General features: G+C 46.5%; 10 protein-coding genes. 5 read left to right on the top strand and 5 right to left on the bottom strand.

What is annotated here, in order from left to right; all coding sequences use genetic code 11:
- Positions 1-5: 5 nt before the first annotated feature.
- From A8C56_RS14580 to A8C56_RS14570, 3 genes are read right to left on the bottom strand one after another with little or no spacing between them, the layout of a single operon-like run.
- Positions 6-995, bottom strand: a complete 990-nt coding sequence (locus tag A8C56_RS14580) for a glycosyltransferase family 2 protein (RefSeq protein ID WP_067757459.1) — start codon at positions 993-995, stop codon at positions 6-8.
- Positions 985-2,166 carry a glycosyltransferase family 4 protein gene (locus A8C56_RS14575; RefSeq protein WP_067757457.1) on the bottom strand — a complete coding sequence of 394 codons (1,182 nt, stop codon included), beginning with the start codon at positions 2,164-2,166 and terminating at the stop codon, positions 985-987. Before A8C56_RS14575 ends, A8C56_RS14580 begins: the two co-directional genes overlap by 11 nt.
- Positions 2,163-3,977 carry an ABC transporter ATP-binding protein gene (locus tag A8C56_RS14570; RefSeq protein ID WP_084490221.1) on the bottom strand — a complete coding sequence of 605 codons (1,815 nt, stop codon included), beginning with the start codon at positions 3,975-3,977 and terminating at the stop codon, positions 2,163-2,165. The genes A8C56_RS14575 and A8C56_RS14570 overlap by 4 nt, the downstream gene beginning before the upstream one ends.
- A 229-nt stretch (positions 3,978-4,206) precedes the next feature.
- Here A8C56_RS14570 and A8C56_RS14565 point away from each other — a divergent pair, with 229 nt between their 5' ends.
- Positions 4,207-4,479: a hypothetical protein gene (locus A8C56_RS14565; protein WP_067757451.1), complete on the top strand. Its 273-nt coding sequence runs from the start codon at positions 4,207-4,209 to the stop codon at positions 4,477-4,479.
- A gap of 420 nt (positions 4,480-4,899) precedes the next feature.
- Here A8C56_RS14565 and htpG read toward each other — a convergent pair whose 3' ends face one another.
- Together htpG and A8C56_RS14555 are read right to left on the bottom strand one after the other, a co-directional pair.
- On the bottom strand, positions 4,900-6,786 hold the full coding sequence (gene htpG, locus A8C56_RS14560) for a molecular chaperone HtpG (protein ID WP_067757449.1): 1,887 nt from the start codon (positions 6,784-6,786) through the stop codon (positions 4,900-4,902).
- A gap of 111 nt (positions 6,787-6,897) precedes the next feature.
- Positions 6,898-7,326, bottom strand: a complete 429-nt coding sequence (locus A8C56_RS14555; RefSeq protein ID WP_067757445.1) for a hotdog fold thioesterase — start codon at positions 7,324-7,326, stop codon at positions 6,898-6,900.
- Between the two features lie 237 nt (positions 7,327-7,563).
- Between A8C56_RS14555 and mqo the strand changes: the two genes are divergently transcribed.
- The 4 genes from mqo (at position 7,564) to A8C56_RS14530 (ending at position 13,819) form a co-directional block, all read left to right on the top strand.
- Positions 7,564-9,099, top strand: a complete 1,536-nt coding sequence (gene mqo, locus A8C56_RS14550) for a malate dehydrogenase (quinone) (RefSeq protein ID WP_067757443.1) — start codon at positions 7,564-7,566, stop codon at positions 9,097-9,099.
- A gap of 542 nt (positions 9,100-9,641) precedes the next feature.
- Positions 9,642-10,367 carry an outer membrane beta-barrel protein gene (locus A8C56_RS14540; protein ID WP_067757437.1) on the top strand — a complete coding sequence of 242 codons (726 nt, stop codon included), beginning with the start codon at positions 9,642-9,644 and terminating at the stop codon, positions 10,365-10,367.
- Positions 10,368-10,539: 172 nt separating this feature from the next.
- Positions 10,540-11,673, top strand: a complete 1,134-nt coding sequence (gene rhaT / locus A8C56_RS14535) for an L-rhamnose/proton symporter RhaT (RefSeq protein WP_067757428.1) — start codon at positions 10,540-10,542, stop codon at positions 11,671-11,673.
- Between the two features lie 25 nt (positions 11,674-11,698).
- Entirely contained in the window at positions 11,699-13,819 is a 2,121-nt protein-coding gene (locus tag A8C56_RS14530) for a bifunctional aldolase/short-chain dehydrogenase (protein ID WP_067757425.1), read from the top strand.
- The last annotated feature ends 120 nt before the right edge of the window (positions 13,820-13,939 follow it).

The raw sequence follows: 13,939 nt of genomic DNA, 5'->3' as shown, positions 1-13,939 counted from the left end.
GCCCTTTAGTTTGCTTTGCTCCTGCCATCCCTTTTGGTTCTGTAAATGCCCAGCTTTCTTTTCAGTCCAAAGCTGATCACTTCGGGAATCGATTTAAAAGCATGGGCCGCATCAATGCTGAAAGAGCGCCCCAGGAGTTTCCCCGTTTCTACAAGGTTGAATTCCCTGATCAGATTATGTTTGGCCAGTTCTACAAGACTGTATACATGCTTGTTTTGGAGAAACTTTAATTCCTCAGGAGTAAGGCGGTCTTTGAATGCGGTAATCATTTTGTGGAGGTCTGCTATATATAGGTTTTCCAGTACCTCGCTTCTTTTGCGCCCGTCGTATATATTTTTCTGATCGATGCATTTTCTCCATAAACGGTCAAGGGTAAAAGCGGCCGTTCGTTTTCCGGAGAGGATCACGTTAAGGTATAGATACCAGTCGTCCCCGATCTTTATTTCCGGGTTCCAGCCGGAGCCCATTATGGAGCGCCGTATGATCAGCGCCGATGAGGGGGAGGGGCAGCCCTGTAAATACACTTTCCGGATCTCATCATTGGTAAGGTTTACCCATCCGTCTTTCATCTTATGAAAATAGGGTTGGATATAAATGTGCTGGGTAAGGAAATCGGCAGTAGCGCCCTCCCCCGTTTCCTGGTCCCAGTTGGCAAAAACAAAATCCAGGTTGTCCGCAGTCAGCTTATCTACGCATCTCTCTAAAAAAGACGGGTACCAGATATCATCTGAGTCAAGGGAAGCGATGATCTCGCCCTTTGCAAGCGCCAGGCCGGTGTTGCGGGCCCTGGCCTGCCCGCCGTGCTCCTGCCGGATGTACCGGATTCCCTGCACGTCCTTTAAAACTTCCCGGGTAGCGTCTGCTGAGCCGTCGTCTACTACCAGTATTTCGATGTTGGTATATGTTTGCCCTAATGCGCTGTTAATTGCATTCAATATTTTAGTGGCTCTGTTATATGTAGGCATGATAACAGATACGAGAGGCTTAGAGATCATTTAGCAGTTTCAAAATTGATAATGAAAAATTATGTTCGGGAGATTCAGGTACATGATCCTTAATAAATTGAGAGGCCTGTAACCCGATCTTTTCCCAGTGCTCTTTTTGTTGCCAGGCTTCCTCCATGTTTGCAGCAAAAGCGGTTTCCGTTGCATCGCTGATGAACCCGTTGATGCCATGCCGGATGATCTCGGCGTGACCCCCCGCGTTGGTAACGATCACCGGCCGGCCTGAAGCCATTGCTTCCAGAACAGACAGCGCCATGCCCTCACTACGCGAAGGTAGTAAAAGTGCATGATGGGTTTGCCAAACCCGGCTAATATTATTCAACTGGCCCCGGAACGTTACATTGGTTATATTGAGCAGCGCCGCCAGCTCTTTTAGCCCCTGCTCGTCAGTCCCCGAGCCAATAAAGGAAACCTCTATGTTCCGGCTTTTCCAGGGTTCTTTACTGAGTATCCTTAGTAAAATATCCTGTCCCTTGTCAATAATAAATAAACGGGCCACACAGGCCAGCTTGTAGCCATTGCCGGCAGATGGAAAAGGCAGTGGTGCGCGTGGCAGCTTTACCGGGTTGGAGACCAGCTCCGCATTCTTCAGGCGCAGGCCCAGTTGCTCTTCTGTAAGCGTTTGGTTATGTTTTGATACGAAATAACATTTTTGCGCAGCCTGCAGCGTTCTTCTCATCTCTTCCCTGTACCGGGTTGGCGGCCAGTAAAAATCCACTCCCTTTTGCGCAATTACGGCGTAGGGAATGTTCAATTGCCTGCATTCATAAGCAAATTCCAGCCCGTCAAAATTGATTCCCTGGGCAATAATGACAAAATCGGGACGGTTTTTGCGCAACTGTTTATGAAAAACAGCAGGCAGCGGACTAAAGGTAAGCGGGTTCTGATGAGTATGGCCGGTAAGGCGATTCATGATCTGCCGCATTTTTCTTGCCACGTTTCCTATACCTGAACGTTGCGGATCCAGCTCTGAAAAACGAACGCCCAGCTCTTTTAATTTTTTTATTTCAGGATGCTGAAAGTTAATCCTGTTCTTATAAAGCCTGCAATTGCAGTTTTCATTAATCAACAGGGGAAGGCTGCGCGCCCATAGCTCCTCACTGCCTCCCCAGTCGTCAATACAACAGGATAAAATAGCTATATGATAGTTGTGTTTGCTCATTGTGGAGTGGAGAGGTCTTTTTCTGTAAATAATTTAGCATAAGCGCCCTGCAGGGCCATCAGCTCCTGGTCAGTACCCTGTTCCACAATGGTACCACCGTCCAGGAAATAAATGTAATCGGCGTGTTTGAGGGAAGAATGCCGGTGACTGATCACGATTGCTGTTCTGTTGTCCAGCTTTTCCCTCAGGGTGTCAAAAAGCCCTGATTCAGAAGCTGCGTCCAGCGCACTGGTGGCTTCATCAAGAATGAGAAACTGGGCATCTGAATAAAAACACCTGGCCAGGGCCAGCTTTTGCCACTGGCCGATGCTCACTTCCTGTCCGTCTTCAAACAGGCGCCCCATTACTGTATCATATTGTTTGGGGAAGGAATTGATAAACGTTGCGGCTCCGGATTTCTCTGCCGCTTCCTTAGCTCTCCTTTCATCAAAAGGAGCCTGTATATTGCCCAGGTATATATTTTCTGCGGCCGTAAAGCTGTACCTGTTAAAGTCCTGGAATACAACGCCGATCATTTTGCGGAATTCATGGGCATCATAGTTCCGTATATCCGTTCCGTTGAGCAGCACTTTTCCTGAACCGGGATCATACAAGCGGCAAAGCAGTTTAATGAGAGTGGATTTGCCGGCTCCGTTCAGGCCGGCGATCGCAATGATCCTGCCGGAAGGAATGCTGAGGTTAATATTTTTTAATGTGGGCACTGCCGCATGCGGATAGGTAAAGGATACATTCTCCAGCACTAATTCCTTTCCCTGTTGCGGCAGCGGGGCTGGCTGCTCCCGGGGCTCGCTGAGCCGGTCTTTCAGTTCCAGCAGCTCAAAGATGCTGTTTACATAGATGCTGTTTTGAAATAAAAGAGAAATGCCGGCGGCAATGTTCTGCAGTATGGTAAAGGATTGGGGAAACGCCACAAGGAATAAGGTAATGTCGCCGGCGCTTGTTTCACCACTGACGGTTTTTAATGCAATAAACCCGATGCAGACAAAAACACCGATGTTGGACATAGCCGTGGTAAATGATTCGAGCCGGGTGCGTTTTAAATTGATCGCAAGCTTTTCTTTCATCAGGGTTTTACGGATGGCTACGAACTGGTTTTTGAGATAATTACCCAGGTCATAAGCCCGGATCTCTTTAGCCGCTGTATCGGTTGTGATCAGTGTGGAGTAGTAGGCAGATTTTCGTTCCAGGGGTGTTTGCGCTATGCGCCAGTCGTTCAGCTTTTTTGAATAATGTAAGCGCACAAAAAGCGTTGGCAGAATAAAAAGTGCAAGCAGTGGCAGCAGCATCCAGTTAATAAGGATCAGAACAGCGCCCACGGCGGCCAGTGAGGCTGCGTTTTTTAATAGCTCTATCAGGGTGGTAATGATCAGGCTGGGCCGCTCCGCACCACTGTCCATAGCACGTTTCAGCGTATCATAGTAAGAGGGGCTTTCATAAAACGACAGATCCAGGTTTACTGCCCTTGTATGGATCTGCTCATTTACGTATTCCGCTACCCTGGCAGCTTGTGCCTCAACCAGATAGGCGCTATAGGAGCGGATCATTAAGTAAACCACCCCTGCAACACCCGCGGCAATTACATAAATGAGGATCTGCCGGTAGCTTTGTTCAGAATGCTGCTGAACATGCGCCACAATGTCGACCAGCTTTTTTAACAGGTACAGGGAAGTAAAGAAAACGGCGGATTCAGCCAGAATGAAAAGCACAACAAGATAAAGGCTGTTCTTTGAAGAGGCCTTTACAAGAGCAATGATCTTTGAAAGATTCATACTGCTCCTGAGCTGATGGATCTTTCCGCTAATTCGTTTCAAGGGACATAGTCAATTTCTTACAACCGGGAAAGCAGGGTCATTTCTGGCTGTTTGCAAATTTAAGGAAGAATACAGAAAAAATACATCCTCAGTTCCAGATACTGATAGCCGCTAATATAAATTTTAATTTTTAACTATAGCGTATTGTTTTTAATAACAAACTGTTGCTTGCTGATAATGAACGGATGGTTTGAAACGGTTTGTTTATAAATCACAAAAAGCCTTATGTATGGCACAGCTAACCGAACCCGCCTTTAGTATTAACGGGAGCCCGTTAATGCAATTTCCCTCTTTTAGCTTTTACCCAGGCATATTTGATCATCACTGTTTTACACTTATCTGCCCTGCCGATCTGTTGAGAAAACAGGGAGGTTCACTGCATCCGGAGACAGGACCGGAAGAAGCCTTCGGCGCGGGTCACCGGTGTGGGGTTGCTGTAGCACAGGACATGCTGAAGGGTTTCCCCGGAATTTACCGGAGGTTCTTTATAGAGAAAGGCTGAGGAGCAGATTGCAGGAAGATAGAAACATCAGTAGAATGCGATTCCTGCCGGCGAACGGGGAAAAGAGCACGGAATAAAAACGGAATATTGAGGGTGTATCAAAAGTCGTCATTTCAGCGAAACGCATGTAGCCCGAGAACTTTTTCACCGAAGGTAAATCTCATAAAATGTTTTGTATTGATTATGAGATATCCGCTTCGCTTCAGTCGATATTGACGGCGGGCGAACGCAGGAAATCTTCGATATTTCCTGTTTACAGCGGGCAGATGAATGAAGCAGGAGGTAACTAAAAGTAATGTCAGCCTGACGAAGGCTAACCCCTTGATTGTCTATATTTCGTCAGGCTCCCCCGAAGTTTCGGGGTGACAATCAAGGGTTCTTTTTAGTCACCTTCTGCAAAAAGCATTTTCCCGTGCTAACCTAGATCATCTGCACACTTCTTTCTACAAAGGAGGTCAGGTCTGCACCGGTCAGCATGCCCTGTGCCAGCAGGGCAAGATCAAACGCCTGTTGGGCTAATGCCTTGCGGGTTTCCTCGTTGGTTTCCGCCAGGATCCTGGTAGCCAACGGGTGATTGGCATTAATGGCTACTTTGTATTTATCAGGCATTGCCCCGTAAAAACTCATACCACCGCCCAGTGCTGCCATATCTTTCATCCGGCGCATAAACTCATCCATGGTTACACTAACAGGCATTGCTTCCGGCGAAAGATTTTCCACGCTTATTTCCATGCCCGGTTTGGTAATCGCCTTTTCGTAGATCTCCTTTATTTCTTTTGTCTGCTCTTCGGACAGGTTGCTGGTGATCTCTTCTCCTTTATCGATCAGCTTTTCCAGTACATCCGCATCCACCCGCTTGATCTGCACTTTTTCCAGGTCTCTTTCAAGATGGCTGATAAAATGATTGTCCAGCGGACTGTCCATCAGCAACACATCATAGCCCTTCTTATTGGCGGCCTGTATATAGGCGTCCTGTTTTTCTGCATTGGGAGTGTACAGGTACACCACGTTCCCGTCCTTGTCAGTTTGGGCAGGGGCTACCTTTTCCCTGTATTCGGTTAATGTGTAATATTCTTTTTTGGTATTGACCAGCAGTACAAAATCTTTTGCACGTTCCCAGAATTTTGGCTCGCTGATGGCGCCATATTTTACAAACACGCCGATGTCGCTCCACTTTTCCTCGTAGCTTTTACGATCATTTTTAAACAGCTCTGCTAATTTATCTGCTACTTTCCTGGTAATATAGGTGTTGATCTTCTTTACATTCCCGTCGGATTGCAGGAAGGAGCGGGACACATTCAACGGAATGTCCGGCGAATCAATCACACCGTGCAGCAACATCAGGAATTCCGGAACAATATCCTTTACCTCGTCTGTAATAAACACCTGGCGGCTGTACAGCTTGATCTTGTTACGCTGCAGCTCAATATCGTTCTTGATCTTGGGGAAATATAAAACACCGGTCAGGTGAAAAGGATAGTCCACATTCAGGTGGATCCAGAACAGCGGGTCCTCGCTCATCGGGTACAGTTCCCTGTAAAAGTCCAGGTAGTCTTTATCGGTTAATTCGCTGGGTGGTTTTGTCCAGATAGGCACACCGGTATTGATAATATTGGGTACCTCAATGCTTTTGTATTTTGGCTTGCCTTCTTCGTCTTCGCCATCCGGTTCATTTTCGGTTTTTGTTCCGAACTGCACCGGAACAGGAAGAAATTTTGCATATTTATCTAAAATGCCTTCAATGCGGTGATCCTCTAAGAATTCAGAGTTCTCATCATTTATATACAGGATCACATCCGTTCCACGGGTAGTACGGCTGCCTTCGCTGATCTCAAATTCAGTGCTCCCGTCGCAGGTCCATTTTGCAGGTTCTGCCCCTGGCTGGTAGCTGAGGGTTTGAATTTCCACTTTGTTGGCTACCATAAAAGCAGAATAAAAGCCCAGGCCAAAGCGACCAATGATCTCCGATGCATCCTTTGCTTCCTTAAACTTTTCCATGAACTCTTCCGCGCCGGAAAACGCGATCTGGTTGATGTATTTTTTTATTTCGTCGGCCGTCATCCCGATCCCATTGTCAGAAATGGTAATGGTTTTTGCGGCTTTATCCACTTTTACTTCTACCAGGGGCGCGCCGATCTCACCATTGAACTGGCCCAGCGCTGCCAGGCGCTTTGCTTTCTGTATAGCATCTACTGCGTTGGAAACCAATTCGCGAAGAAAGATCTCATGATCAGAATAGAGGAATTTTTTAATGATCGGAAAAATATTCTCCGTATGAATAGAAATAGAGCCTTTTTCTTGTACCATAGTTACTTGCAATTTTTCCAAACTACATCAAATGCAGTACCACGGATGGACGCTGGGTCATTTTGTCAGTTTCACCTTGTAAATTTTCAAAAGTCTGCCCGGGCGATACATCTATTCAAACTGCTGTTTGGAAATGATCGCTACGGTCAGCCGGCTGATGCAGGTAAGCTGATCCTGGTCATTAAAGATCCGGATGTCCCATACATGGGTTTTCCTGCCCAGGTGCAGCGGGCGGCAAACTGCTTTTACAATGCCGGATAAAACGGGTTTTAAATGGTTGGCATTGATCTCCAGACCAACCGCCATAAACTGATCCGGGTCAATGACCAGCGCGCTGGCATAGGAGCCCACCGTTTCAGCAAGGACTACGGAGGCCCCGCCATGCAAAATGCCATAAGGTTGCAGTACCTTTTTGGTAACGGGCAGAGTGGCTGTAAGCGAATCTTCTGTTACATCCGTGAACCGGATATCTAAAAAAGTGCCCATGTATTCCGGGGGATTGTTTAAGCTTCCGAGATCAACAGGTTGCTTCCAGATCATCGTTTTTTGAATTAAAGTTAGTGTTTTACACCGGTGAATGAACAGGAATCATTTAGGGGCGATAGCAATTGATTCTCTGCAAACTGAAAGCGTATTAAAATTCTTGGCAGGAGCCCGGGAAACAACTGTTCATACCGGAGCATTTGTAAAAAAATAAAGAAAATCATAAAATCAGTTTATTGCGATCCTTCAGTTCTTTTAATTTTGCGCATCTTTTGAATTATAAAATCGCTGAAAGTGGCAAAAAGAAAGGAAATAAAAACAGATGTGGTACTGATTGGTGCGGGAATTATGAGCGCTACGCTGGGCGCTTTTATTAATGAACTGGAACCGGGAAATACCATACATATTTTTGAACGTCTGGGGAAAGTGGCCGGGGAAAGCTCTGATGCCTGGAATAATGCCGGTACCGGTCATTCCGCGCTTTGTGAGCTGAATTATACCCCGGAAAAAGAAGACGGCACTATTGATACGCATAAGGCCCTGGATATTATTGAGCAGTTTGAAGTATCAAAACAATTCTGGGCTTACCTGGTAAAAGAAAAACAGATCCGGGATCCCCGGGTTTTTATCCGCACAGTGCCGCATATGAGTTTTGTACGGGGCAGTAAGGATGTAAAATACCTGCGTAAAAGACACGAGGCGCTGCAGCACTACAAATTGTTCCGGGGAATGCAGTATTCAGAAGACCCTGCCCTGATCAAAAAGTGGATCCCCCTGGTGATAGAAGGGCGCGATCCGAAGGAAAAGATCGCGACTACTTATACGGAGTTGGGAACAGATGTGGATTATGGCGCTCTTACCAAGATTTTTATTGATAATATGGTGGCACGCGGAAATACACAGCTGCACCTGCTGCATGAGGTATACGACCTGATCAGGCAGGATGATGGCAGATGGAAGGTAAAAGTGAAGAACATGACCACCGGGGAGAAAATGATCGTTTACAGCCGCTTTGTATTCATAGGCGCCGGCGGCGGATCACTGGCCCTGCTGCAGGACAGCGATATTCCTGAAAGTAAGCTGTATGGTGGTTTTCCCGTAGGAGGTCAGTGGCTGGTGTGCAATAACCCGGCAGTAGTAAAAAAGCATAAGGCAAAAGTATACGGGCAGGCTTCTGTAGGCGCCCCACCCATGAGCGTGCCGCATTTAGATACCCGTGTGATGGGTGATCAGACATCTATTTTGTTTGGCCCTTTTGCTACGTTCTCTACGAAGTTCCTGAAAGAGGGATCCAACTGGGATCTGTTTGAATCCATCAAATACTGGAATATTTTTTCATTGATGAAGGTAGGGCTAAAGAATTATGATCTTGAAAAATACCTGATACAGCAGCTCCGTCTTTCATTTGCAGACCGTATTGAATCTTTGCGGGTATTTTACCCGAATGCCAAGGCTAAGGACTGGAAGCTGGAGGATGCCGGGCAGCGCGTACAGATCATCTATAAGGACCCTGAAAAAGGCGCCACATTACAATTTGGAACGGAGATCGTTGCCAGCCAGGACGGTACGATTGGTGCTTTGCTGGGCGCATCCCCGGGCGCATCAACGGCAGTGTCCATCATGCTGAACCTGCTGGAAAAATGTTTTCCGGACCGGTTCCATGGCAAATGGAAGAAAAAATTAAAAACAATGATCCCTTCTTTGGGTGAAAAGCTGGAAGAAGACGATCTGCTGCGGTATAAGGTAAGGACTGATACTTCTGCGCTGCTGCAACTGGACTGGAAAGAGCCTGCCCCCGGTGAAATGCCTGCTGGTAAGAAAAAGGATTAAAAAGAACCTGGCGGGGGTGTATCAAAAGTCGTGATTTCGAAACGTAGTGTAGCCGAGAACTTTTTCACCGAAGGTAAATCTCATAAAATGTTTTGTATTGATTATGAGATATCTCCGTTTCGCTTCGCTTCAGCCGATATGGCGGTTTTTTTATTTTGACAGCCTCTTATCTGTTAACAAAATCTTATATAAAAAGGATTTTTATATAAGGCTATCTGCCGATTGCTATCAGGATACCCGTATAATGCCCTGTTCCGGATATACCGGAACTGTTTAAACCAATGATCCCGATTGATTGGAGCATGTACCTGCCTGTTATGACCAGGTAAGCAACTGTGCGAATCAGTAGTACCGGTAATCCGGCCGGTATAAACAATCAGCCGGGCCGGTTGTTTTATTTGTATAAATAATTTTACATAAGCCCTCAATTGTAAAAGAAATGATAAAATCCACGGGATCAGGCTACTTATGAAACTATTTATTGTCCAAAGAACGTCTGATACATTGTAGTAGCAGGGAATTTTAAATCAAATCTTTATTTTATGAAACAAAACAAGTCTTTTTTGAAATTGCTTTTTCTAACCATAACCATCAGCATTGCAGGTGTTACTATGGCCCAGGTAGATGTAGGAGTTAAAGCAGGGCTGAATCTTTCCAGCTTGTATATAAGGGATGAAAACGGATATAAAGTTACAGGCGCCCAGTTAACGCCTGGTGTGAATGCGGGCGTTACTTTTGACATTCCTATAGGCTATGAAGCGTTTTTTCAACCGGCTGCATTGTTCAGCATGAGCGGTGCAAAATTAACCTATGATGCAGATGAGTATATGAATACAGGGAATGTATCAGGAACAGAAGGCTCCGGTGATTATACCCGCGTGAATGTTTATAATGTGCAGGTGCCCCTGAATTTTATTTTTAAGCCGCAGGCCGGTGCGGGTCATTTTATGATTGGAGCAGGCCCCTACCTTGCATACGCTGCGGGAGGTACTTACAAAAGCCGCTATAAGGGAGAAACAACCACCGGCGATTTGTATTTTACCAATGACTATGCAAAGGACAACAATGACCCCAATACTCTTTTGTATGGCAGGCGTTTTGATGTAGGGGGTAATGTGCTGATCGGTTACGAATTTGCGAACCGGGTTTCCCTGCAGTTAAACGGACAAACCAGCTTTACGAACCTGGAGCCAAGGGATCATAGTGGTAACAATGGTGCGGTGCTGAGGAATGGAGGCTTTGGCATTTCCGTGGGATATCGTTTTTAATAGTTGATTAGGTTTTATATTGATGAACCGCTTTCTTTTTGAGGAGAGCGGTTTTTTTAGGTTCGTGCCCGTACAGGAGGCTACCCATGACAGTGCATGACGGTTGGATAACCGGTATCAAATATCTTTGAAGGGCAAAGGATTGCTTAACTATATTGATTAAAGGCCGTTCATGAATGCATTATTAGGAGTTTTTTTTCATTTTATCGGTGGCTTCGCTTCCGGCAGTTTTTATATTCCTTACAAAAAGGTAAAAGGATGGTCGTGGGAATCTTACTGGCTGGCAGGAGGTATTTTTTCCTGGCTGATCGTTCCGCCCTTAGCCGCCTGGTTAACCGTTCCCGGTTTTTGGGAGATCATTAAAACCACGGAGCCCGGCACACTGGGCTATGCTTATTTGTTTGGACTGCTATGGGGCATTGGCGGACTAACGTATGGTTTGGGCGTGCGCTATCTGGGCGTATCGCTGGGCAGCAGCATCATCCTGGGGCTTTGCATGGTCTTTGGTGCGCTGATCCCCGCCTTGTATTACCAGGTCAATCCGGCTGATGGGAAAGATACAATAGGAATGCTGTTTGAAACCGGTTGGGGCAGGGTGGTGATGGGAGGATTACTGGTCTGTATCATGGGCATCATCGTTTCTGGGAAAGCCGGCATGCGCAAAGAGAAGGAGCTGACAACGGCAGCGACAGCAGATAGTGAAGCGATTCCCGGTCTGGAGAATACCGCAGCCAAAGAAGCTGATCATTTATCCGGTAAAGATGAATATAAGTTTGGATTGGGTTTGCTGGTAGCCATCATTTCAGGCATACTAAGCGCCTGCTTTAATTTTGGTATTGAAGCCGGAAAACCAATGGCGGATGCCGCCAATGCCTTGTGGAAGGCGGCGCATCCTGGTCAGGGTGAGTTCCTTTTCCAGAATAATGTGTCCTATATAGTGATCCTTTGGGGAGGGCTGACCACCAACCTGATCTGGTGCCTGATCCTGAATGCCCGTAATAAAACCTTTGGTGATTATACCAATGCCCGTACGCCCATCCTGGCGAATATTATTTTTTGCGCCCTGGCAGGCACTACCTGGTTCCTGCAGTTCTTTTTCTATGGAATGGGGGAGAGCAAATTAGGAAATGGCCCCAGCTCCTGGATCCTGCATATGGCTTTTATTATATTGATCGCTAATGTATGGGGACTGGTATTAAAAGAGTGGAAAGGGGTGAGCAGGAAAACGTTGTTTACCGTTGTATGTGGAATCCTGATCATTCTGGTGTCCGTATTGCTGGTGGGCTATGGAAATTCATTGAGATAATGTATAAAAAATAATCTGATAGTATATGAGTGTTGAAGCAAAAACGTTTAAATATGTAAGCTATTTATGGGATGATGCAAAGGCCGCAGCGCTGGAAGGTGATGAAGTGGCATTGCTGATCTACCGTTCTAATTTGTTAGGGGCCGATTTACGGCTGACCAACTATGGCGGCGGTAATACTTCCTGCAAGGTAATGGCCAATGACCCGCTTACCAATGAGCAAAAGGAGATCCTTTATGTAAAAGGCAGCGGGGGGGATCTGGGCACTTTAAAAAAAGAAGGGCTGGCCGCCTTATATGTAGACCGTTTACGCAGCCTTAAGGCAATTTACCGGGGCATTGAGCAGGAAGATGAGATGGTAGAGCTGTTCAATCATTGTATTTATGACCTTAATTCAAAAGCCCCCTCTATTGATACGCCATTACATGCATTCCTTCCGTTTAAGCATATAGATCATTTGCATCCGGATGCTGCTATTGCTGTTGCTGCTGCAAAGGACGGAAAGAAAATAACAGCAGAGCTGTTTGGCGGATCCATAGGATGGGTGCCCTGGCAAAGACCGGGCTTTGACCTGGGGTTGCAATTGAAGCAATGCCTGGATGAGAACCCCGGCATCCGGGGTATTATGTTGGGGTCGCACGGGTTATTTACATGGGGTGATACTGCTTATGAAAGCTACCTGAATACCCTCGAAGTGATTGAAAAATGCGCTGAATATATTGAAGCGCATATCGGAAAGAACGGACCGGTGTTCGGCGGAGAAAAGGTAACGGCACTTTCAAAAGAAGAGCGGCTGAAAAAAGCAGCGGCGCTGGCTCCCGTATTAAGAGGTTTTTGTTCCTCCTACGTAAAGATGGTAGGCCATTTTACAGATGATGAAAAAGTGCTGGAATTCATTAATTCCAATGACCTGGATCGTTTGGCGCCTATGGGCACTTCCTGCCCTGATCATTTTCTGCGTACCAAGATCAGTCCGCTGGTGCTGAACCTGGCACCGGATGCAGCGCTGGATGATGTAACGGCCATCAGGGAAAAAATAGCACCACTGTTTGAAGACTACCGGAAAATGTATGCAGATTATTATAATGCCTGCAAACACCCGGACAGTCCTGCCATGCGCGATCCCAACCCGGTGATCATTATTTACCCGGGTGTAGGCCTGTTTGCCTTTTCAAAGGATAAGCAAACGGCAAGGGTAGCAGCGGAGTTTTATACCAATGCCATTAATGTAATGCGCGGGGCAGAAGCCATTTCTGCCTATACCTCCCTGCCAAGGCAGGAAGCTTTTAATATTGAATACTGGCTGCTGGAGGAGGCAAAGCTGCAACGCATGCCAAAGCCCAGGCCATTGAGTGGGCGTATAGCGCTCATCACAGGCAGCGGGGGAGGCATAGGAAAAGCCATTGCCAAAAAGTTTGCTGCAGAAGGCGCCTGTGTGATCATTAATGATATTAACGCGGAGCGGGTTGAAGTAACCAGGAACGAATTTCAAAAACAGTTTGGCAAAGATACCGCAGCTGCTGTGATGCTGGATGTAACCAGCAGTGATTCTGTAAAAGCAGCAATGGATGCAGCAGTGCTGGCGTTTGGAGGCGTGGACATCATCGTCAATAATGCAGGTATCAGCATTTCAAAATCTATAACAGACCATTCCATTGAAGAATGGGACCGGCTGTATGACATCCTTGTTAAGGGGCAGTTTATTGTTTCCAAACAAGGTGTTGCTGTTATGCGGAAGCAGGAGATGGGAGGAGATATAATCAATATCGTTTCAAAAAATGCGGTGGTATCAGGGCCTAATAATGCAGGGTATGGTTCTGCAAAGGCCGCACAGGCGCACCTGTCGAGGCTGCTGGCTGCCGAACTTGGAGCCGATAAGATCCGTGTAAACAGCGTGAACCCCGATGCGGTGATCGCCGATTCCAACATCTGGGCCGGTGGCTGGGCAGAAGGACGGGCAAAAGCTTATGGCATAACAGTAGAAGAATTACCTGCCTATTATGCAAAGCGCACGCTCATGAATGAAATGATCCTGCCGGAAGACATTGCCAACGCCTGTTTTGTATTTGTAAGCGGGTTGTTAAATAAGTCGACCGGTAATGTGCTGAATGTGGATGGCGGAGTAGCAGCGGCTTTCCTGAGATAAAAAAACGTCTTCATATAACAAGCAATACAAGAGTTGATGGTTGTCTAGCCGGTCAACTCGTTTTTTAATCTTTTGGTGAACAGGTGTACGAAAACCGGCTTTGATAGTTGTATATTTATC

Source organism: Niabella ginsenosidivorans, from assembly GCF_001654455.1.
Lineage (GTDB): Bacteria > Bacteroidota > Bacteroidia > Chitinophagales > Chitinophagaceae > Niabella > Niabella ginsenosidivorans.
The sequence above is the reverse complement of the archived record's forward strand: the minus strand, read 5'-3'. Positions and strand labels throughout refer to the sequence as shown.

Coding starts and splice junctions, on each gene's coding strand:
- A8C56_RS14530 (WP_067757425.1), top strand. CDS start 11,699: ATGAGTGTTGAAGCAAAAACGTTTAAATATGTAAGCTATTTATGGGAT.
- A8C56_RS14565 (WP_067757451.1), top strand. CDS start 4,207: ATGGCACAGCTAACCGAACCCGCCTTTAGTATTAACGGGAGCCCGTTA.
- A8C56_RS14540 (WP_067757437.1), top strand. CDS start 9,642: ATGAAACAAAACAAGTCTTTTTTGAAATTGCTTTTTCTAACCATAACC.
- rhaT (WP_067757428.1), top strand. CDS start 10,540: ATGAATGCATTATTAGGAGTTTTTTTTCATTTTATCGGTGGCTTCGCT.
- A8C56_RS14555 (WP_067757445.1), bottom strand. CDS start 7,326: ATGATCTGGAAGCAACCTGTTGATCTCGGAAGCTTAAACAATCCCCCG.
- A8C56_RS14575 (WP_067757457.1), bottom strand. CDS start 2,166: ATGAGCAAACACAACTATCATATAGCTATTTTATCCTGTTGTATTGAC.
- A8C56_RS14580 (WP_067757459.1), bottom strand. CDS start 995: ATGATCTCTAAGCCTCTCGTATCTGTTATCATGCCTACATATAACAGA.
- htpG (WP_067757449.1), bottom strand. CDS start 6,786: ATGGTACAAGAAAAAGGCTCTATTTCTATTCATACGGAGAATATTTTT.